16 protein-coding genes and 1 tRNA gene are annotated in these 21496 nt (G+C 55.1%); 12 read left to right on the top strand and 5 right to left on the bottom strand.

Annotated features, from left to right (window positions below; all coding sequences use genetic code 11):
• The first annotated feature begins 19 nt into the window (after positions 1 to 19).
• From pheT to G0Q06_RS03655, 5 genes are all read left to right on the top strand, one after another.
• Positions 20 to 2461, top strand: a complete 2442-nt coding sequence (pheT, locus tag G0Q06_RS03635) for a phenylalanine--tRNA ligase subunit beta (protein WP_163962556.1) — start codon at positions 20 to 22, stop codon at positions 2459 to 2461.
• A 60-nt stretch (positions 2462 to 2521) separates the two neighbouring features.
• Positions 2522 to 3268, top strand: a complete 747-nt coding sequence (fabG, locus tag G0Q06_RS03640) for a 3-oxoacyl-ACP reductase FabG (RefSeq protein WP_163962558.1) — start codon at positions 2522 to 2524, stop codon at positions 3266 to 3268.
• A gap of 37 nt (positions 3269 to 3305) precedes the next feature.
• The gene (gene acpP, locus G0Q06_RS03645; protein WP_163962560.1) at positions 3306 to 3563 is read left to right on the top strand and encodes an acyl carrier protein; all 258 of its coding nucleotides are present in this window, start codon (positions 3306 to 3308) and stop codon (positions 3561 to 3563) included.
• 69 nt (positions 3564 to 3632) lie between these two features.
• Positions 3633 to 4883, top strand: coding sequence for a beta-ketoacyl-ACP synthase II (gene fabF, locus G0Q06_RS03650; protein WP_163962562.1), 1251 nt, complete (start codon positions 3633 to 3635; stop codon positions 4881 to 4883).
• A gap of 89 nt (positions 4884 to 4972) precedes the next feature.
• On the top strand, positions 4973 to 5566 hold the full coding sequence (locus tag G0Q06_RS03655) for a TM7S3/TM198-like domain-containing protein (RefSeq protein ID WP_163962563.1): 594 nt from the start codon (positions 4973 to 4975) through the stop codon (positions 5564 to 5566).
• A gap of 9 nt (positions 5567 to 5575) precedes the next feature.
• Here the strand turns inward: G0Q06_RS03655 and G0Q06_RS03660 are convergent, their stop codons facing one another.
• From G0Q06_RS03660 to G0Q06_RS03670, 3 genes are all read right to left on the bottom strand, one after another.
• Entirely contained in the window at positions 5576 to 8290 is a 2715-nt protein-coding gene (locus G0Q06_RS03660; protein ID WP_163962565.1) for a phosphoenolpyruvate carboxylase, read from the bottom strand.
• A gap of 79 nt (positions 8291 to 8369) precedes the next feature.
• Positions 8370 to 8810, bottom strand: coding sequence for an arsenate reductase ArsC (locus tag G0Q06_RS03665; RefSeq protein WP_163962568.1), 441 nt, complete (start codon positions 8808 to 8810; stop codon positions 8370 to 8372).
• 17 nt (positions 8811 to 8827) lie between these two features.
• Positions 8828 to 8902: transfer RNA gene (locus G0Q06_RS03670), tRNA-Arg, on the bottom strand.
• 282 nt (positions 8903 to 9184) lie between these two features.
• On the opposite strand from G0Q06_RS03670, the gene G0Q06_RS03675 reads away from it, so the two are divergent.
• From G0Q06_RS03675 to G0Q06_RS03685, 3 genes are all read left to right on the top strand, one after another.
• Positions 9185 to 9781 carry a type IV toxin-antitoxin system AbiEi family antitoxin domain-containing protein gene (locus G0Q06_RS03675; protein ID WP_163962569.1) on the top strand — a complete coding sequence of 199 codons (597 nt, stop codon included), beginning with the start codon at positions 9185 to 9187 and terminating at the stop codon, positions 9779 to 9781.
• Positions 9778 to 10701, top strand: coding sequence for a nucleotidyl transferase AbiEii/AbiGii toxin family protein (locus tag G0Q06_RS03680; protein ID WP_163962571.1), 924 nt, complete (start codon positions 9778 to 9780; stop codon positions 10699 to 10701). Before G0Q06_RS03675 ends, G0Q06_RS03680 begins: the two co-directional genes overlap by 4 nt.
• A 380-nt stretch (positions 10702 to 11081) precedes the next feature.
• Positions 11082 to 13697: an RCC1 domain-containing protein gene (locus G0Q06_RS03685; RefSeq protein WP_163962573.1), complete on the top strand. Its 2616-nt coding sequence runs from the start codon at positions 11082 to 11084 to the stop codon at positions 13695 to 13697.
• Between the two features lie 190 nt (positions 13698 to 13887).
• On the opposite strand, the gene G0Q06_RS03690 is transcribed toward G0Q06_RS03685, so the two are convergent.
• Positions 13888 to 14292 (bottom strand): hypothetical protein, encoded by a 405-nt coding sequence (locus tag G0Q06_RS03690; protein WP_163962575.1) that lies wholly within the window; start codon positions 14290 to 14292, stop codon positions 13888 to 13890.
• A gap of 219 nt (positions 14293 to 14511) precedes the next feature.
• Here G0Q06_RS03690 and G0Q06_RS03695 point away from each other — a divergent pair, with 219 nt between their 5' ends.
• The 3 genes from G0Q06_RS03695 to G0Q06_RS03705 are packed head-to-tail and all read left to right on the top strand — an operon-like array spanning position 14512 to position 18910.
• A complete protein-coding gene (locus tag G0Q06_RS03695; protein WP_163962577.1) occupies positions 14512 to 15855 on the top strand; it encodes a sulfatase in 1344 nt (447 codons plus the stop codon).
• Positions 15852 to 17348, top strand: coding sequence for a sulfatase-like hydrolase/transferase (locus G0Q06_RS03700; RefSeq protein WP_163962579.1), 1497 nt, complete (start codon positions 15852 to 15854; stop codon positions 17346 to 17348). The genes G0Q06_RS03695 and G0Q06_RS03700 overlap by 4 nt, the downstream gene beginning before the upstream one ends.
• Positions 17349 to 17350: 2 nt before the next feature.
• Entirely contained in the window at positions 17351 to 18910 is a 1560-nt protein-coding gene (locus tag G0Q06_RS03705) for a sulfatase family protein (RefSeq protein WP_163962580.1), read from the top strand.
• Positions 18911 to 18930: 20 nt separating this feature from the next.
• On the opposite strand, the gene G0Q06_RS03710 is transcribed toward G0Q06_RS03705, so the two are convergent.
• Complete coding sequence (locus G0Q06_RS03710; RefSeq protein ID WP_163962581.1) at positions 18931 to 20022, bottom strand: LacI family DNA-binding transcriptional regulator; 1092 nt, start codon at positions 20020 to 20022, stop codon at positions 18931 to 18933.
• A gap of 143 nt (positions 20023 to 20165) precedes the next feature.
• On the opposite strand from G0Q06_RS03710, the gene G0Q06_RS03715 reads away from it, so the two are divergent.
• The gene (locus tag G0Q06_RS03715; protein ID WP_163962583.1) at positions 20166 to 21488 is read left to right on the top strand and encodes a hypothetical protein; all 1323 of its coding nucleotides are present in this window, start codon (positions 20166 to 20168) and stop codon (positions 21486 to 21488) included.
• Positions 21489 to 21496: the final 8 nt, after the last annotated feature.

Raw genomic sequence — 21496 nt, forward strand, 5'->3', positions numbered from 1 at the left:
ATTTAAGGAACAGGATCCAATGAAAGTCAGTTTAGAATGGTTGAATGAATATGTTGATCTATCCGGCCTCTCGGTCGAGGAGATCAGCCATGCCCTGACAATGGTGGGCTTTGAAGTGGAAGGAATCAGCCAAGCGGGTTTGGCCCAGCTGGAGCATGTCGTGGTGGGTGAGATCACTTCCTTCGATAAGCATCCCAATGCGGACCGCTTGTCTGTTTGTGAGGTTGATGTCGGGACCGGGGAGCTCCAGACCATCGTCTGTGGCGCCAAGAATTTTCGCGCAAAGGACCGCGTGATTGCCGCCTTGCCGGGATCCGTCCTGCCGGGAAATTTCAAGATCAAGAAGAGCAAGCTCCGCGGCGTGGTGTCCAACGGGATGCTCTGTTCGGAACGCGAGTTGGGAATCGGGGATGACCATGCCGGCATTGCCATTTTGGAAGCACGCCCGGCGATTGGGACGCCGGTCAATGAGCTGTATCCTGAACCCGATTCGGTCTTCGACATCGAGATCACTCCCAATCGGCCGGATGCCTTGAGCCATATCGGTATTGCCCGTGAATTGGCGGCCTGGTTCAAGCGCGACTTGCGTTATCCGGAGCTTCAGGTCAATCCATCCGAGGCGAAGGAAGGAAAGCTCGTTGAGACCCTTGAATCCGTGGAGCCCGAATTATGCCCGCATTACCGCGGCTACAACCTCCGTGGGGTGGCTGTCGGTGATAGCCCCGAATGGCTCAAGCGGCGCCTCACGGCCATCGGTCTGCGTCCGATTAACAACGTGGTCGATGCGACCAATTATATCCTGCACGAGACAGGCCAGCCCTTGCATGCCTTTGACGTCTCGAAGATTCGCGGATCAAAGATCATTGTCCGCTCTGCAAATGCTGGCGAGAAGCTGGTCACGCTCGATGACAAGGAACGCGTTTTAAAGCCTGAGAATCTTGTCATTGCGGATGCTGATCGCGCGCTTGTGGTGGCCGGAGTCATGGGCTCGGTGGATGCGGAAGTGGATGACAACACACAGGATATTTTTCTTGAAGCAGCGTGGTTTAATCCGGTTTCCGTCCGCCGGACAAGCAAGCAACTGGGCTTGTCGACGGACAGTTCCTACCGCTTTGAGCGAGGTGTGGATCCGAAGGGTGCCGAATATGCTGCCCTGCGTTGCCTTGACCTCATCATAAAGCTTGCCGGTGGTGAATTGCTGGGTCCGGAGCTCGTGGCAGGCGAACCGCCATTGACGGAGCGGGAAGTAGAGTTGTCACCCGACTGGGTGCGCGAGCAGCTGGGATTTGAGATTTCCGATGACGAAATGGAGGCTTCCCTGTCCCGTCTGGAACTCGATGTTTCAAAGAGCGAGGATGACGACGACAAGGTTGTCTTCCGCGTGGGCATTCCCAGCTACCGTCTTGATCTCTACCGGCCGATTGATCTGGTGGAGGAAGTCGTCCGCATGTTCGGGTCAGACCGCATCCCTGAGGGAACCGTCAAGGCGACGGTGACATTGCGGGAAGATGATGCGGTGCCGGTCTACCAGCGGCGGGCAACGTCGCTCCTCACGGGTAAAGGATTCCAGGAAACAGTTCATTATTCCTTAAGGGATGAAAAGGAAATGACCCGCTGGAATGGCGAGGCACCATCGGATGACCTCTCCCTTGCCAATCCCCTTGCCAGCGATGCCTCGCACTTGCGCACGTCCATCATCCCGGCCTTGTTGGATTGTTTGAAACTGAATGCCGCCCGGCATAACGAAGCCTGCAGGCTCTTTGAGTGCGGGCGGGTTTTCCGCGAATTCGAAGGGACGGTCTACGAAGTCTTTTCGGTCGGTTTTGTCATCACCCAGGAGGGCAAAGCCTCTTGGAAGGAAGGCAACAAGCCGGACTACTATACCAGCACGCGCATTGTCACCGACTTGCTCGAAGAGGCGGGGATTCTGGTGAACTCCTGGCAGATTGAGCCGGTTGAAGGGGAGGCCGCCTGGCAGTCCGGTCATGCAGCGAAAACAGGTGCCTTGGAAAGCGGATATGGCGCGCGATTTGGCTTGCTGGATATCGGGATGACCCGCGAATGGGATATTGAAAGCCCGGTGCTGGCTGGAGAAGTGGTCTTTCTTCCGGAATACCTCCAAAAGCCGCGCAACCGTGCCAATTACAAGCCCTTCAGCCTCTTTCCGCCGGCTATCCGGGACCTTGCTCTGGTTGTTCCGGAAAGCACGCCAGCGGGCAAGGTTGAGGAGGTGCTGAGGAGCGTTACGGTAAAGCAACTGACGGAGGGGCTGATCCTTGAATCGGTGGAGGTTTTTGACATCTACGCCGGGAAGGGATTACCCGAAGGGCACAAGTCCATCGCCTGCAAATTGATTTTCCGCAATCTCGAGCGCACGCTGACGGACAAGGAAGTCAATATGGTCTTCCAGAGCATCCAGAGTGATTTGGATGACCGTGAGGATATGAGCGTCCGGCGCTAGGTTGGTCGACTGGACCACTTTAGCTTGCCACCCGGCCCTTTCATCCCGTTTTCTTTGGGCATGAAATTGACCTTTGAAAACCGCAAAGCCCTCGTTACGGGAGCTGGTCGTGGCATCGGCAAAGCCATTGCCATGGAGCTGGCCCAGCAAGGTGTGCATGTTGTCTGTGTCAGCCAGAATCCCGCTTCCTGTGGGGCTGCTGCTGAAGAAATCAAGGCCGCCGGGCATTCCGCCGAGTCGCATGCCGTCGATGTGGGTGACGGAGAAGCCGTGCAAGTCCTTTCGGATGCGATCCTGAAGGAGCACGGGGCCATTGACATAATCGTCAACAACGCGGGGATCACGCGCGACATGCTGCTCATGCGGATGAAGGATGAAGAGTGGGACGACGTTTTACGGACCAACCTGAACAGCTGTTTTTACTGGAGCAAAGGCCTCATGCAGGCCATGGCGCGCAAGCGCTGGGGCCGTGTCATCAACATCGGTTCAGTCATCGGCCTGATGGGGAACGCCGGACAGGCCAACTATGCAGCGGCCAAGGCCGGGATGATCGGTTTCACAAAAAGCCTTGCCCGTGAGTACGCCAAGCGGAATGTCACCGCCAATGTGGTCGCTCCGGGTTTCATCAAGACGGACATGACGGAAGTCCTCAACGAGGAGGTCACTTCGGCGATTTTACAGCAAATTCCGCTAAAACGCCTTGGCGAAGCCTCGGACATTGCCAATATGGTCGCTTTTTTAGCCTCTGAAGAGGCAGGATATATCACCGGTCAGACTTTTACAGTTGACGGGGGAATGGTGATGTGAAGAACTTTTGAGACTTAACTTTTACCTAAATACAACCATGGCAGATAAGAGCATCGAAGATCGCGTTAAAGACATCATTGTCAACCAGCTCAACGTAAACGAAGAGCAAGTTACTCCGGAGGCTTCCTTTCAGGAAGATCTTGGCGCTGACTCGCTTGATTTAGTTGAGCTCATAATGGCATTTGAAGAGGAATTTTCAGATGAGATTGATGGAGAGATCCCGGAATCTGAAGCTGAGAAGCTACAGACTGTCGGGGCAGTCATTACCTTTATTAAGGGCAAGTCTGAAAGCTAAGGCGATCAAACCAATCAGTTAAATTTAAAAGAGGCCTTTCGAGGCCTCTTTCTATATCCGGATTTGAGTATGAACAAGACACGCGTTGTGGTAACAGGAATGGGGGCGATCACCCCATTAGGGAATAATGTTGAACAGTTCTGGGATGGCCTGGTTGCCGGACGGAGCGGAATCCGCAAGGTGGAGGCCTTCGATGCGACCTCCTTCCAGTGCAAGGTTGGGGGAGAGGTTGTTGACTTCAATCCGGCTGACTGGATGGATCCCAAGGATGCCAAGCGCAACGACCGCTACACCCAGCTGGCGATGGCCGCCAGCCGGATGGCGATGGCTGACGCGAATCTGGATGTGAAGAATCTGGCCGACCCGGTCCGTTTCGGCTGTATTATCGGGTCGGGGATCGGTGGCCTGGACACGATTGAAAAGCAGACATTCCGGTTGTTTGATGGGGGTCCGCGCAAGGTGTCGCCGTTCATGATTCCCATGCTGATCGGCAATATGGCCAGCGGAGTCGTGGCAATTGAATTTGGGGCCATGGGGCCCAATTACGGAGTTGTCAGTGCCTGCGCGACAGGCAGCCATGCCATCGGGGATTGCCTGCGCATTCTTCGTGCCGGAGAAGCTGATGTCATGCTCGTGGGCGGTAGCGAGGCAAGCATTACACAGCTTGGCTATGCCGGCTTCTGTAACATGAAGGCCATGGGCACCAGTTTCAATGATGAGCCCACCCGCTCGAGCCGTCCCTTTGACGCAAAACGTGACGGATTCATCATGGGTGAAGGGGCAGGGGTCCTTGTCCTCGAGACGCTTGAACACGCCCAGTCACGCGGTGCCAATATCCTTTGTGAAGTGGTCGGGCATGCGGCGACGTGCGACGCCTATCACATTACCTCGCCCGATCCCTCTGGACGCGGTCTGCAGGCCTGTATGCGCAATTGCTTGAAGGATGCGGGACTGGCGGAAACGGACGTGGATTATATCAATGCCCACGGCACATCCACTCCATACAATGACAAGACGGAGAGCGCGGCCATCAAGGCGGTCTTTGGCGAGCATTCGCACAGCTTGAAGATCAGCTCGACTAAATCCATGACGGGCCACCTGTTGGGTGCTGCCGGAGGGATTGAAGCGATTGCCTGCATCCAATCAATCCGCACGGGCAAGATTGCCCCGACCATCAATTACGAGAACCCGGATCCGGAATGCGATCTGAGTTATGTTCCCAACAAGGCGATTGAAGCCCCCGTCAAGGTGGCTATCAGCAACAACCTTGGGTTTGGTGGACACAACGCGACGATCGCCTTCAAGGGATTCGAGGCCTAAGGGCGTGGGTGGGATTCCCGCTTCAGGCGGCCTCAAGACGCCCTGCTTTAGGATTGTCTAATAAATCTTTGATCGCAGGCTATTCATCCATGCCGCAGATACCGGATTACTATTTGCCCCTCGTGTATGGAGGAGCGGGCATTCTTGGCCTGATCAGTTGTTTTTTCGGCTATCGACTGTTCAAGTTGATTGTCATTTCCATCCTTGCCGTGGCCGGGGCGGCGACACTGGCCTGGGCAGGGTTTGAGTATGGAGAGCAACCGGTTTTATGGTCGGCTGGCGGTCTGGTCATCGGGGCCATTGTTGGCGGTGTGCTGGCTTTGTTTTTCTATTCCCTTGCTGTGGCTACAATGGGTGCGCTTTTCGCGGCAACAAGCCTGATGCCATGGGTCCAGGGGTTCGATATCTGGATGCAATGGTCGATTCTTGGCGTGGCTTGTATCCTTGCCGCCTTTATCGCGACCATGGTCACCAATTTGATGATCCAGCTGGCCTCGGCGATGTTGGGAGCGTCCCTTTTAGTGCTCAGTGTCTTGTATTTCACAACCGGGCAGACCATCCACCAAGCGATACAGGATGGCGAAGACTGGACGCTGATTCTTGACATGGATCTGACGGTTGCAGGGGCCGCGTTGGGAATTGGCCTGCTGGGCTTCCTGATCCAGCGACGGGGGGCGAAATAGTCCCAGAGTCTACCCGGTCGTCCGCAGTCCGCTGGCGATGGCGTTCACGGTAAGGAGCAGGGCAGGGAGGCGTGCGTTCCGTTCACGATCCGTTGAGCAGGAGCGCCAATCCTTCAGGAGACGGATCTGCTCTGCGTGTAGAATATCCAAGTCGTCCTCGCGTTCAATTAATGTCTTGTGGAAACGCGGTCTCCGGGCCTTCAAAGCGCCACCAAGGATCGTATCAATTTCCCGTTCAGTGCGATTGTATTCGCGGATGATCCGGCGGATCAGTTTTTGTCGAACTGTCTCATCATCGACTAATTCCGCGTAGGCTTTCATCCATTTTGGGTTGGCACTGGCAAGGCCGCTTTCGATGTTGAACAAAACATAGCGGAGGAAAGGCCAGTCGGCGTAGCCTTCGCACAATACCTTGTAGAGGCGGGGTTCCTGCTTCTTCAAATCCGCGATGGCGGAACCGACACCATACCAGCCCGGGAAATAAAACCGTGCTTGTGTCCAACTGAAGACCCAGGGAATGGCGCGCAAATCATCCAGACTCATCTGGCCGGTGCGGCGGGCCGGACGCGAGCCGATGCGGCTGACTTCGAGGACATCAATGACCGTTGCCTGCCGGTAGAAGGTGATGAAGTCGGGATCCTGTAAAAAGGCTTCGTAGGTGCGACGGCTTGAACTTGCAAGAAAGCTCATGACCTTGCTGAGGTCATCGGACGGCTTCCGGTTGAGATTGAGGAGGGAGACTCCGGTGGTGCCGGCCATGAGCAGTTCCATGTTGTAGGTGGCTGTCCGGAAATTGGTGAACTTCTGGGCCACGGTTTCCCCTTGTTCCGTGACGCGCAGACCCGTGAGGAGGGAGCCTTCTGGAAGCGCCTCGAGGAAGCGATGGGTTGGACCAGCTCCGCGGCTGACCGTGCCTCCGCGTCCGTGGAAAAACTGGATTTCCACACCATGGCGTTTACCGGTCTTGAGCAAATCCTCCTGTGCGGCCTGGAGTGCCCACTGGCTGGCGAGGATACCGCTGTCCTTGTTGGAGTCGCTGTATCCGAGCATGATCATCTGCCGGTTGGATTTGCTGGCCCGGGTAACTGGATGGGCAAGGAAGGTGTCCATGATGCCGGAGCTGTTCTCAAGATCATCCAGCGTCTCAAACAAAGGCACAACGGGCAACAGGCAGGCGGGACCCTGCTCAGTTTTGATCATCAGGCCGGCCTCCCGGCAGAGCAGGTAGACCGCGAGCAAGTCGCTGACCGAGCGGGTCATGCTGACGATCAGGGCGCCGAGCCCCGCATCGCCGTATTCCTTGTAATGGGCATACAGCGTCTGGTAAGTATCGACCGCATTCCGCGCCTCCGGGCCCAGTTCCATTTCCGGCCGGACAAAGGGGCGCAGGCTCTGCAGCTCTGTATTGAGAAACTCGATACGCTCTGCCTCCGTGCCGTTTAAGAAACGGGAGCCGTCCAGTCCGGCGGCCTCCATTAACTGGGCCACGGCCTTGTCGTGAAAGGCGCTATTCTGGCGCACATCGAGACTCGCCAGGTGAAAGCCAAAGACTTGGATCAGCCTCTGCAGGGGAAGGATATCTTCACGGAGAAGGGAATTGGCCCCCACTTCGCGCAGGGAGGCATCGAGGATATCCACATCTTCCTGCACCTCGGAAGGCATCGTGTACTGGGATTCGATGCCCGCATTGCCGGAAAGGGGCAGGCGGGCGCGAATCAGGATCACCAACTGGCGCCAGGGTTCTTCCTGGTGGTGCTCAAGCCGTTCAGCGGCAAGCGGGCCGCAGGCCTTGCGCAATGATTTGATCCGGTCCTCCAGCATCAGTGGCACCTGTTGGACAAAGCTCGATAGCCCGAGACGGCCCTGGGTCCGCTTCAGGCGGCTGTCAAGGACCTCAAGAGCGCTTGTACGGAGCTCCAGCAAGGTTTCCCGGGTGACCTCCGCGGTAACCAGTGGATGGCCGTCACGGTCACCTCCGACCCATGAGCCAAATCGTAGTCGTGGGTAATCGGAGACGCTTAATGGCGACCGCTGTGCGTAGCCGCTCTGTTCCCACGCGCAGCGGAAACGGTCATCCAGTTGCTCAAGGATAATCGGAAAGCGTTCACGAAAATAATAGAGTGCGTTGAGGCGCTCCGAGCGGACATCCGGTTTAGTCATGAGGATTTCGCCGGTCCGCCATAGACGCTCAAGGACGGCCTTGATCTTTTCCCGGATGCGCAAGCGCTCGTTGTCGGTGTACATCCGGTTCTCCAATTGCACGAGAAGGACATAGAGCTCCCGGTGCTGGTCGAGGACCGTCCAGCGCTTGGCTTCGGTTGGGTGCCCCGTGAGGACTGGCTCAATTGATTGCTGCGCAATACGCCCGAGAATCTTTTTTGCCCCGACCTTTGAGGCCTTCAATTGCTTCAGGTAATGCGGCCACAAGCCCGACTGGTGCTTCTCACCCAGCGCCATTTCGCGGGCACGGATAGCTTGTTGGGCGGCATTCTCCTCCACGAGGTTGAGCAACTGGAAGGCAATCGAGATGGCCTGAGCGCCGCGCTCGGGAAGGGGGCCCGCCTCGCCGGCTTTCAGATAACCCGGCAACAGGGGAACCAAATCCTTGTGACCAAGGCTTTCCAGCACCTCCCGTAGACAGTCGATGAGGAATTTGTAATCCTGATCGATTTTTGCAATTCCGTCCCTGAGGACGCGTTCCCATGTTCCACTCCTTGCCGCCATACACGCATTAATGGATGCAAATTCCGTGCTCAGTCAAATCACGATTCAGGAAAGCCGGGTCTTGTTGTCCCCGGATGGCTCAGCCGTGGACAATGCTGCTGCGCAGCCCTGCGGCATACGCCTCAAAGACCTTGTGGATTTCGTCCCGGATTCGCCGGAAGGCATTCATCTCGCTCTCGCCCGGCCGGGCCGCCTTTGGCGGATCCTCAAATCCCCAATGATAGCGGTTGATCTTCCCCGGAAAAACCGGGCAGGACTCATTGGCATGGTCACAGACCGTAATGACCGTGTCGATACCCGCGTCCAAATACTGGTCCAGGTGCTTCGAGCTGTGCCCGGAAATATCAATCCCGATTTCCTTCAGCGCCTCAATGGCCATCGGGTGGACATATCCCGCCGGCTTGGATCCGGCGCTGAAGACTTCCACGATATCCCCGGCGGCATGCCGCAGGATGCCCTCTGCCATATGACTTCGGCAGGAGTTTCCTGTACAAAGGATCAGGACTTTCGTTTTTGGCATGGAGTAAATCGGTTTAATGGTGCCCCCACTGGGGATCGAACCCAGATCTACGGTTTAGGAAACCATTGTTCTATCCATTGAACTATGGGGACGTTGTTGTTTATCAATTACTTGTGGAATTCATCCAATTCTTGTTGTAACCCGTTATTGTAACCTGGTGGCTCAAGGAAGGGTTCCAGTGGATTGAACAGATGGGCCATTTATGCGAGGCGAGGAGGGACAGGCAAGGGAGAAAATCTCGAATGGCAGCTTAGTGTGGTATACAAACTCAGCATGGGATTATTTCCGTGTATTGTCACTTTATAGATAGGCTTGCATCCTTCGGTATTTTAACTAAAGTCGGCATATTTACCATAAGTGTCTACTATAGTTAAATGAAGAGTCGTCTTGAAGAACTGGAACAAGAACTGAAGGAGCGTGGCATTCTGCGGGTCGCCGATCTTGTCCCGATGGGATTTCCGAAATCGTATCTCAGCGAGCTTGAGAAGCGTGGGAAAGCGATCAAACAGACCCGTGGCGTGTACATGCATTCTGAAGCAGACATCCCACCACATTACAGTCTGGCGCTGGCCTGCCAGAAAGTTCCCGGCGGGGTGGTATGCCTGCTCTCAGCGCTGGCCTACCATGAAATCGGAACCCAGAACCCCCATGAGGTGTGGATGGCGATCGACCGCAAAGCCAGGATGCCCAAGGTCGATTATCCGCCAATTCGCATCGTTCGCTTTTCCGGCAGTGCGCTGGAAGAAGGCATTGAAAAGATTGAAGGGCCATTTCCCATTCGGGTATATAATGAGGCAAAGACGGTTGCTGATTGCTTCAAGTACCGGAATAAGTTTGGTCTGGATGTAGCGGTCGAGGCACTCCGGGAAGGTTGGCGCATGAAGCGGATTACCGTTAAAGAGCTGGATCGGTATGCGCGGATTTGCCGTGTGGAGAAGATTATAACTCCCTACCTGGAGGCGATATTGTGAGCAAAGGCCCGGTCAAGAACTTGGCTGCATCGGTAATGCAGCGGCTGAACAACTATGCCCGGAATAACCGGCTTGATTTCAATGCGCTGCTAACCCGGTTTGTCATGGAACGGGTGTTGTACCGGCTCTCAAAATCGTCCTACGGCCGAGATTTCTATCTCAAAGGCGCCATGCTCTTTGTGCTCTGGGAGCAGCATCCGCATCGGCCAACCAAGGATCTGGATCTGTTATTCATTCCCCGGCATGACCGGAGCGAGCTGGAGCGGATATTCAAGGAGGTCTGCTCAACGGCTGTTTCCGGTGACGGATTGTTTTTTGATCCGGAATCCGTTACCGTTGAGGAAATCCGCGAAGCGAACGCCTATGGAGGTTTGCGGGTCAAGCTGATATGCTACTTGGGAAATGGACGAGTACCGCTACAGATTGATGTCGGCCTGGGGGATTCGGTATACCCTGAACCGGGGTGGACCGAATTCCCTCCGGTGCTTGAGTTTTCTGCTCCCCGAATCAGGGCATATCCCACTGAGACGGTGATAGCCGAAAAATTTCAGGCAATGGTTGAACTTGAGTTCCGCAACACGCGAATGAAGGATTACTACGACATACACTACTTGTCGCGGAAATTTCATTACTCAGGAAAGGAGCTTCGGGAGGCGATTCACCAGACATTTAGAAGGCGCAAAACAGAATTGCCCGTTGGCATTCCGGTGGGGTTGTCAGAAGGCTTTTCAGAAAATCCTCAAAGTCAGACTCAATGGAACGCATTTCTCAGAAAGAATCGATTAGATCAATCCACCCAGCTTCCAGAAATTGTTACGCGGATTTCGGATTTTCTCATGCCGGTCATCACCGAGGCATCAATCAGTGAGAAGCATTGGATTTCTGGCCGCGGTTGGGAACTACTCAAGCGGGTACCGTGAGACATCTGGAAACAGGGAAAAAATACTCTCTTTTGTAACCCGGCGCTCCGAAATGAGACCATTCCAGCTCACGCCCGCCAATCCCAGCAAAAACACCCCTTTCGTGTTAGGAAACCATTGGAAGGATGGCGGCCAAGGGCCTCGGTACTATCCATTGAACTATGGGGACAGGCAGCCAGCAGGGTAAATCCCTGCTGCAAAAGTGAAGAGAATTGAGCTGGCGCGGGCCATGGCAATCCGAAAACGGAGCCGCGATATAAAGGTGGGGGAAATCGATTTGACTTCGTGGTGGGGGTCTTTTACGTAAATATTTTTAATTAAAGTCATTAGATTAGGTAATTCATGCCGATTCCTTTAGTTATTATTCTGAAAGGAATTCCATGTACTTACCAAAAGTTCCGACCCTCCGCTTCCTCACTTCTCTCGTGCTTTTGACGTGTTGCCTGCTGCCCACCGGCTTGCTGACCGCAGAGACCTTGACGGTTCCCAATCCGGTGGTCGACACGGCAGCAGGTGGCTCCCACAGCCTGCTCCTGAAAAGCGATGGGACAGTCTTGGCCACTGGGAGCAATCTATATGACCAACTCGGCGATGGCACCTACACTGACAAGTCTATCCCGGTGGTGCTGAGCGGACTTACCAATGTTACGGAAATTGCTGCAGGCTTCTACCACAGTCTGTTTCTGAAGAGTGATGGCACCGTCTGGGCCGCAGGCGACAATGGGTTCGGTCAATTCGGCGACGGCACGATGACCGGTCAGTCGACCCCTGTTCAGGTAATGACGGGTGTGAAGTCAATAGCAGCAGGCTTCTTTCACAGCCTGTTTTTAAAAATTGACGGTTCCGTCTGGACTACCGGCTACAATTTCTTTGGGGGGCTCGGTGACGGCACCACGACCAACAGGTCCACACCTGTCCAGATAATGACTGATGTTAAGGCTATCGCTGGATTTAACGGCCACAGCCTTTTCCTGAAGAGCGATGGAAGCGTCTGGGGTGCAGGATGGAACGTATTTGGCCAACTTGGCGACAGCACCACGACTGACAGGACCACTCCGGTCCAGGTGAGTGGAATGACAGATGTCGTGGAAATCAGTGGCGGCAGTGCTCACAGCCTCTTTCTGAAAAGTGATGGCTCAGTCTGGGCGACAGGAAATAATTTCTATGGCCAACTCGGCGACGGTACCAACAACAACAAAAGCATCCCTGTTCAGGTTAGCGAAGTGGCCGAAGTTGTTAGCATCTCTGGAGGAAACGACCATAGCCTCTTTCTACAAAGCGATGGAACGGTCTGGGCCACCGGATACAATGGTTCAGGCCAGCTGGGCGACGGGACGACCGTCAACATACCCACCCCGGTGCAGGTGCTGGGCGATATTGTAGCGATCGCTGCAGGTAACTCCCACAGCCTGTTCCTGAAAAGCGACGGGACGGCCTGCGCCACGGGATTGAATGTCAACGGCCAGCTGGGCGACGGGACTTTAGTCGACACATCGACCCCGGTGCAGGTGATCAGCGAGGTCATTTACATCGCCGCCGGGGGTATCCACAGCCTTTTCCTGAAAAGCGACGGGACGGCCTGGGCCACAGGATCAAATTTCTTCGGCCAGCTGGGCGACGGGACGACTGCCAACAAATCGACGCCTGTGCAGGTGCCGGGTCTTGACGATGTGAAAGGGATCACCTCCGGGAGTGACCATAGCCTCTTCCTGAAAAGCGACGGGACGGTCTGGGCCACGGGAAGGAATGATTACGGCCAGCTGGGCGACGGCACCACTACTAAAAGGACCACTCCGGTCCAAGTGAGTGGAATGACAAATGTCGTTGCCATTTCAGCAGTGTATTGGCACAGCCTTTTTCTGAAAAGCGACGGGACGGTCTGGGCCACCGGATGGAATGGCAATGGCCAGTTGGGCGACGGGACTTTAGCCGACACATCGACCCCGGTGCATGTGCTCAGCGATGTCATTTCCATCGCCGCGGGCGAAGCTCACAGCCTCTTCCTGAAAAGCGACGGGACGGTCTGGGCCACGGGATCAAATTTCTGGGGACAGTTGGGAGATGGGACTCTATTAGACAAATCGACTCCTGTGCAGGTGCCGGGTCTAAGCGATGTGAAAGGGATCACCTCCGGGGGAAGCCATAGCCTGTTCCTGAAAAGCGACGGGACGGTCTGGGCGACTGGTAGAAACACTCGCGGTCAACTGGGCGACGGGACAACTGCCAACAAATCGATCCCGGTGCAGGTGCTAAGCGATGTCGTTTCCATTGCCGCCGGGGGCGATGGAAGCCGATTCCTGAAAAACGACGGGACCGTCTGGGCCGCAGGAAGAAATTTCGAGGGCCAGCTGGGCGACGGGACGACCGTCGACAAATCGACCCCGGTGCATGTGCTCAGCGATGTCATTTCCATCGACGCCTCGGCTGGCACCAGCCTGTTCCTGAAAAGCGACGGGACGGTCTGGGCCACTGGATACAACGCCTTTGGCGAATTGGGCGACGGGACGACGGCTAACAAGTCCACCCCGGTGCAGGTGCAGGCGCTTGGCACCGTCTTGTTTAATCCGATCGACAGCGACGGGGACGGCATCACTGATCTTGATGAAGTCTTTTGCTTTGGTTCCAACCGATTGGATTCCGATTCAAATGGTGACGGTGTTTCCGACACCATAGGCTTTAATTTGACAGGGAATCCGTTAACCGATGTCTCCGCGATTCTCTCGGTGGGAGAGGCAGAAGGCATTACTCAGGGCATCACCCAAGGCGTCGACCAGGTCCTCGCGGCTCCGGCTTCCTATTCCCTGTACTATTTATCCGAAATCGCCGACCTGCGCCCGGGCAGCGCGATGATTGAAATCATCGGCGGTGATGCGATCATCAACATGAGGGTCGAGGAAAGTGACGACCTGATCAATTGGTTTGATACGGGTGAAACCTCAAGCGTGACCTTGCCAGCCCCCAGTCCCGGGAAGAAGTTCTTCCGCTTCGGGGATTGAGGGACGGAAGGGCAGGGGACGCCCCGCTAAAGCCACCCCTGTCGTGACACTTTCAGCCTTGGGCCATCATCGATGGTTCAGGGCTTTTTTTGTAACCCGGATTTGTAACCCTGTTCGGCGAAATCGGCCTATTCCAGCTAACTCAGGCGCATGACAACATCGCTACAAAATCTTCTTATTCTGGCCTTTGCTAATTCAGCTGCACCCACTGGCCGTCCGGCTGCAGCTGCCTTACAAGAACGAGCTTGCCCGAATTGATCAGGAAGGAGTAGGGCTGTCCGCCAACAAAGGTCCAGTATCCGTGGATCACCTCGGCCCGTCCCCGCAGCTCGTAACCGTAAGCGCGCTCTGGACGACTCGGATAGGGGATTCCCTCGGAGGCCAGACGGAGGTCGCCCCATGTGTACTTGGGAGACTCCATATTCAGGTTTTCGCTCAGCCATTCCCCGGCAAGTTGCTCGGCTTCCATCTGGGAAACCGGCGTCCCGAAGTCGACACCGGAAGAGGTGTGTCCCGAACGTGTCGGAACAGTCGTGGTACAGCCACCCATCAGCACGCAGGCGACAACCAGCAAAATAAGTGGATTAAGCTTCATGGTACCCCAAAGCCTAACAAGCACGCGCCCCTCCGTCAATCCGGGAAGTGGCTGTCCCGGCCTCGATGGAGGAAACACCTAACGATTATGAAAATCCTGACCCAATCCATTCTCCTGTCTGTCTTTGCACTGGGCGGATGGTGATACGTAACAACAAGGTCCCGTCATCTGCATGGACAAGCGCTTGTGCCTCAATCGATACTGATTTTATTGGTGAGAATGATCCCCACATACTCCTGTAAGCTGCTGGTTCCGCTGATCCTTGGCTGCTGTCAGATAGCTTTTGCAGGAAGTCGCCCAAACATTGTCCTGTTGTTTGTGGACGATCTGGGCTGGTCGGATCTTGGCTATCGCAATCCCGGGGTGGTGGAGACACCCCACATCGATCAGCTGGCCCGTGAGGCGATGGACTTTGAGCAGTGCACGATTGCGACGCCCACCTGCAGCCCGAGCCGGGGCACCTTGTTGACCGGCAAGCATCCGGTCCGGCTGGGACTGGTCCGCCACATCTCAGGGGGACCGGAGGAGGAATTCAGCTACTGGAAAACTGATCCTGCCCAGGTTCCTTCACGCAACTGGATGGAGCTTGAGCACATCACCTATGCGGAGGCCCTGAAGGAGTTTGGCTACTACAACCAGTTTATCGGCAAATGGCATCTCGGGCACGAGCCATACCATCCGGTTGAGCAGGGTTTCGATAGCCAGATCGGGACAACCAATCGCGGCCATCCCGGCTCCTATTATCCGGATTATTTTCCTGATTCGGAAGTTTTCGAGGAAGAAGAGAGTGCTTATCTGACCGACAAGCTGACCGATGCGGCGGTGGGTTTCATTGAAAGCTATGACAAGCCGCAGCCCTTCATGCTGAGCTTCTGGTATTATTCCGTCCATTCCCCGCACATTGGACGGAAGGATTATGTGGAGCACTTCAAGAAGAAGGGATTCGAGGGGAAATACGCTGAATACCTTGCCATGATTAAATCCGTGGACGACTCGGTGGGGCGCATTCGGGGGGCTTTGGAGAGCAAGGGCATTGCCGATGAAACCATCCTGATCTTCCTGTCCGACCAAGGGAGCTACTTTGAGAACAAACCCCTTCGCGGGGGAAAGATGCATGACACCCTGTTCGAGGGCGGGGCGAGGGTGCCGTTCCTGTTTTACTGGCCGGGGGTGACTGAGCCGGTGAAAAACACCAGTATTGTCCAGTCGACAGACCTCTTTCCCACCTTGGTGGAAATTGCCGGGGGCGATCCCGGGGAGTATCCAGATGTTGATGGTGTCTCGTTGTTAAACGTGCTTCGTAACAATACGCAACTGGAGCGTGGAAGGCCCATTTTTGGTTACCGCGCCTACGAGGACCTCTATGCATCGGTTCGCAATGGTGACTGGAAACTGCTTGGGTATCGCAGTGGGAAGCTTGAGCTGTACAAGATCGATACGGACATTGGGGAGAGCAGCGATGTATCAAGCGAGTTTCCCGGGCGCACGGAAGAGATGAAAGCGATGCTGGTTGATTGGGAAAGAGAAATGGGTGTAATGCAGTACTCAGGATTCAACAAATGATGAACAGAAGAGACTTTATTCAGAAGACAGGAGCGACCGTATTGGGCGGTATGCTGGGAGGGAAACTGGTCGGGCATCCCATGGCGACAGACTCCTCATTCGCCGGCAGCAAGAAGAATGTCATATTTGTCATGACGGACCAGTGGCGCTATCACGCACAGGGATTTGTGAAACAGGATCCGGTTCAGACGCCCTGCCTGGATGCGTTCGCTTCCCGGAGTTTCAATTTTCACAATGCCATTGCCAGCACACCTGTCTGCGGTCCCAACCGGGCTTGCTGGATGACCGGGCGCTTTCACCAGAACCACGGGGTCATGAAGAACGAAGCGGCTCATGTTCAAGCGGACCAGATCCTTGTGAGGAACTTCAAGGATGCCGGGTATTCAACGGCGTATATCGGCAAGTGGCACCTCAGCGGCAAAGCTTACCCGCGTAGAGAGCCAACACCGGACTTTCTAAAGCAGGATTTTGATTACTGGTATCGTACTGAGAATCACACGCATTTTCGTCTGAAATACGACGACAACGGGAAAATGGTGGACAACGGCAAGGCATGGCAACCGGACCATGAAGTGGACAAGGCCATCGAGTACATGAAGGAGCCGCGGGAGACTCCATTCTTCATGGTGCTTTCATTTGGCCCGCCCCACAACGGGAGCTATCCCGGGTTCGGGGAGAAGCGGCATACGCCGGGCGCCTACAGTCACCGGAAGGGCGGATACGGCTATTACGCACCGACTGAATTTGAAGAACCCTACAAGGATTTGTCAGAGCAGGACATCCGGCAAAACATCCAGCCTGTTCGTGTCTCAGGCGGGGATGTGCCGGGAGAGACGGAATCCGCGCTTGGTGCCGTCCCCGGCTACCTCGGTGCCTGCAGCGCGATTGATGCCGATTTCGGGCGTTTGCTCGCCTACTTGAAAACATCAGGGCTGGAGGATGATACGATTGTCGTCTTCACCTCCGATCATGGCGAAATGCTCGGCTCGCACGGACTCATGACGAAGGGCGTTTGCTTTGAGGAGTCGATCCGAGTTCCGCTGTCGGTTTATGTTCCAGGTCTGGACGGAGGCAATGAGGATCGCTTGTTCAACAGCCCGGATGTACTGCCAACTTTGATGGGCTTGACCGGCGTGAGCTGCAAGCATACCGGCGTGGACGGATTGGACCATTCCGATTATTTGAAAGGCAACTGCTCCATCGCAGAGCCTGAACTGGCCTACATCGGCTATGCGAATTTCCGCGGATTCCGTACCAAACGATACACCTATGTGACGAATCTCAACGGCCAACACCTGGGCGGGCGCGAAGTTGTCTATTGCCGGGATACGTTGGGCCGTGTGAGTGACCATTTGCTGTTTGATCTGCAGGAGGATCCCCACCAGCTCCGCCCGATTCAACGCGGAGACGCTGCGCACACCGATGCGCTGATAAACGACCTTCATTCTGAATTACGTACCCAATTATCCCAAAGGGGAGAAACCCTTACCTGACCATGAATAAACAAATCTGGACCCTTACCTGCCTGTTTTGCCTCGCGGGAGTATCTTCCCTGGCGGAAAGGCTACCGAACATTGTGATAATCTACGCGGACGACGTGGGATATGGCGACATTGGCTGTTATGGTGCCACCGCTGTGGACACGCCAGCCATCGACCAGCTCGCGGTAAACGGAATTCGTTTCACCTCGGCCTACGCGACCGCCTCAACCTGTACGCCGTCCAGGTATTCACTGCTGACCGGAAGGTATGCCTTCCGGAATAAGAATGCGGTGATCCTTCCGGGCAACGCTCCCCTTATCATCGACATCACCCAATCGACCCTTCCCTCTGTCCTGAGGGAACAGGGTTATTCAACAGGTCTGGTCGGGAAGTGGCACATCGGACTCGGAAACCCCACCGAGCCGCTTGACTGGAATGAGCTGATTGCACCGGGACCGAAGGAGGTCGGATTTGATTATTCATACCACATGGCAGCGACAGGTGACCGGGTGCCTTCCGTCTTCATCGAAAACGGAAGGATTGTCGGCCTCGACTCATCGGATCCGGTTACTGTGAATTATCTGGAAGCCGTGGGAGATGACCCAACCGGAATATCCCATCCGGAAATGTTGAAAACGCAGGCCGACGAGCAGCATGCCAAGACCATCGTCGACGGAACCAGCCGCATCGGCTGGATGAGTGGTGGTGAGGATGCCCGCTGGACCGACGAGGAAATGCCGGATGTCTTTCTCAACAAGGCCATCGAATTTGTGGAGGAAAACAAGGAGGAGCCCTTCTTTCTCTTTTATGCGATGCATGAAAACCATGTTCCCCGCATTCCTCACCCGCGCTTCCGTGGCTCAAGCAGCCTCGGGGTGCGTGGAGATGCCGTCGTGCAGATGGACTGGAGCATCGGTCGATTGATGGAGACACTGAAGGAGAATGGTCTCTCGGAGAATACTATCGTCATCTTTTCCAGCGACAACGGTCCTGTCCTCTACGACGGCTATTATGACGGCGCGAGGGAATTAAATGGGGATCACAAGCCTGCCGGGCCATGGCGGGGAGGCAAATACAGTGTATGGGAAGGCGGGACGCGCATGCCCTTCATCCTGAGCTGGCCGGGAACGGTAGAGCCCGGACTTTCGGATGCCCTGATCAGCCAGGTCGATTTGCTGGCAAGCCTTGCAGCCTTGACCGGAGCGGAACTTCCCCAGGAGGAAGCATTGGACAGCCAAAACCTTTCGGACGCCCTGTTTGGCAAGTCCGAGGATGGCAGGGATTACCTGATCCAGCAGGGTGTCAAGATGGAGGCGATCCGGAAAGGCCCATGGAAGTACATTCCTGAAGGAGACGTGACAAACCGCGGGAGTATCGGAAAATTCTATACCAATACAATTACTCCACCAGGAGCCTTGTTTTATCTTCCCGAAGACCCCGGGGAAGCAAATGATGTCGCCCGCATTTATCCTGCCAAGGTGCAGGAATTGCGGGCCCTGCTTGACGCGGAAGTAGGAGATAACACAGCACGCCAATCGGATCGCGAGGAATTGGGGGGCGCGGTCCGGAATTAAGTCCTGCTGCTCAATACCCGCTAGAAACTCCCCTCGATATTTTCGAGTTCCGTTGTCGGTTGCCGATCGACCGGCAGGCCAACTCTTCGCACGGTATTCCCTTCCTGCCACTCTCCCTCAACAATTGTTTGAATCGGATGCTCCGGAATGCCCGAGGCTCCCTTGCGGACGGAGACGATCAAGTCATCAACCGCTTTTCTGCCGATCTGCCTGGCGATCTGGTCAATGCCGGCGATCTCACTTTCATCCCCCGGTTTGTCCAGCACGCTGAATCCAAGGTCTTCGGGAATTTTAATGCCCAGCTTGGAGCAGGTCTCCATCAATTCTGAATCCATTGAGATGATCGCCTCGATCTTGTGTCGGCTAAGCCATTCCTTGAAGGCCCGCCTGTCCACATTACCCGAATGATAGTAATGGCTCGGCAAGGTCCGCTTCGTGAATTGGCGTACGGTTCTCCAATGAAGGTAGGCGGAAGTCCACCGGTGGTAGGAACGCATATCTGTCACCGAGGAAATACAGAGGCCGATCCTCTTGTATCCAAGGTCTTCAAGCCCGGCCAGGGACTGCGCCATCCCCATGTAGTGATTGTGACGGACCAGATCGAGTTTCGGATAGGAGAGGGTCGCGCCAATCTGTACACAGCAAAACTTATCCCAGTCGATATCCAGCTGCTTTCCGATCATTTCCTTCCCCAGCGGGGCAATAATGATGCCGTCCACCCCGCGTGACCATAGAAAACTTGTCAGCTTCCCTTTGCCAAAGCGCCGGCTTCTTGCCCACACCGGAAGCAATTTATAGCCGTAAGCTTGTGCTTCCGCCTTCGCTCCCTCGTAGCAACCGCTCTCGTGGTAATACTTCCGCCACGAATCCTCCGTCTCGTCCGTCGTGATGTACGCCAGCTCACCGAGCACGTTCGGGCTCCCACGCGATTGCGCCATCTCGTACATCAACCGCGCAAGCTTCGGGTTCGGCACATAGCCCAATTCCTCCGCCGCCTTCTGTATCTTCTTGCGCGTCGTCTCCGCTACCGACGGCTCCTCACGCAGGGCACGCGATACCGTCATCTTCGATACGCCGACTTTCTTCGCAATGTCGCTTAAATGGACTTTCATGGGGACTTTCTCCTGGGGTGATACGTAACATTCCCAAAGCGGAATCAAGATTGCAATGGCAAATACGTAGCCTTTTGAATAACTCTATAATTCCCTAATGGAACCCTGTTCCCCAACCTCAATAAAGAACCTCTAGTTGACTCATGAAATATCTCCCAAAACAAATCCTTGTATACACACTGCCATTGATGGCTGCCCTGAGCGCAAATGCCGCGAATTTCATAGGCCCGGATGGTGGTCTCTGGAGTGACGGGGCGAACTGGGACACGGGATCTGTCCCGGCGGCATCCGAGGAAGCCCGTCATTCCATAGCTGAAAACCGCAGCATCGACATTGACGGGGACTATACCATCAGGTCGTTGCTGGACGGATTTGCCGATGGCGGCTTAACCCTTGGCGGAACCGGCACACTGACGGTGGACGTTGCCTCCGCAGCCGAGACGAAGGGGCTTGATAATGCGACCGGCAATGCTGGAAATTTTCTTCAGGTAAACGGCAATATTGAAGTCAACAACTCGGGTGCGGGACGGACCATCATCCGCAACTCGAACAGTGCCTCGAATGTCTTCCGCTTCAATCCCGGCAGTAATCTGATCCTCACGACGGGTCTGACAACACGAGGAAACATCGGTTTTATTGAATTCAATGGCAAGGTGAGCGGAGGTCCGCTCTTTATCGGATCAAACAACCCGACTTTCAATGAGGGACATGACAGCACCGAGTTGAACTCGGTGGTCTTCTTCAATGGCGGAGTTCTGAAAATCAACGGTGGCACAGTCCTCGCGCCTGCGGGAAAGTTCCAGGTAAACGGGACCAACACCAAACTCGAACTCAACGGTGCAAACTCGGTGAACGGGGCCTTCTTTTCAATTGCCGGATCAAATGACCTGCTGGTTGACATTAATTCCGACCAAGAGGATCTGGGTGGATTCGTTATGACAACTGGTTCGCTCAGTTTTGATGTCGACCCGGCTGTGACCAAAGTCAACTTTGCCAGCTCATTTTTCCGTGAATGGGGTACGGGGACCGTGACCATCACGGGCTTCAAGGAAAATACCATCCGCTTCGGAGTAAATGGCGCCGGGCTCACCAGTGAGCAATTGTCGGCCATTAATGGCGGTATTTACAGCCTTTCTCCCGATGGCTATCTTACTGAGGCAGCTTTTGAATATTGGGCCCGATTTGAAGTCGATGCAGAGGGATGGGTTTCCCTGAGTCCATGGATTGACGAGAATGCTTACGTCAACACGGCGCCCTTCATCGGGATTGAGAATATCGGTTGGACCTACATGGACGAAGCAGTTGGTGTCCGGGGAAGAGGTTGGATTTACTTCTATGATCTGGAGGCCCTGGACATATCCGTCGTCGATGGCACGGATTATGGATACAGTTCCACCTTGGAAAATTGGGTTTACCTGCCTTTTGATATTTCGGGGGAGACAGCTTCCTGGTTATTTCTGTTTTAAATAAGCCC

The sequence above is a fragment of the Oceanipulchritudo coccoides genome, from assembly GCF_010500615.1.
GTDB classification, from domain to species: domain Bacteria; phylum Verrucomicrobiota; class Verrucomicrobiia; order Opitutales; family Oceanipulchritudinaceae; genus Oceanipulchritudo; species Oceanipulchritudo coccoides.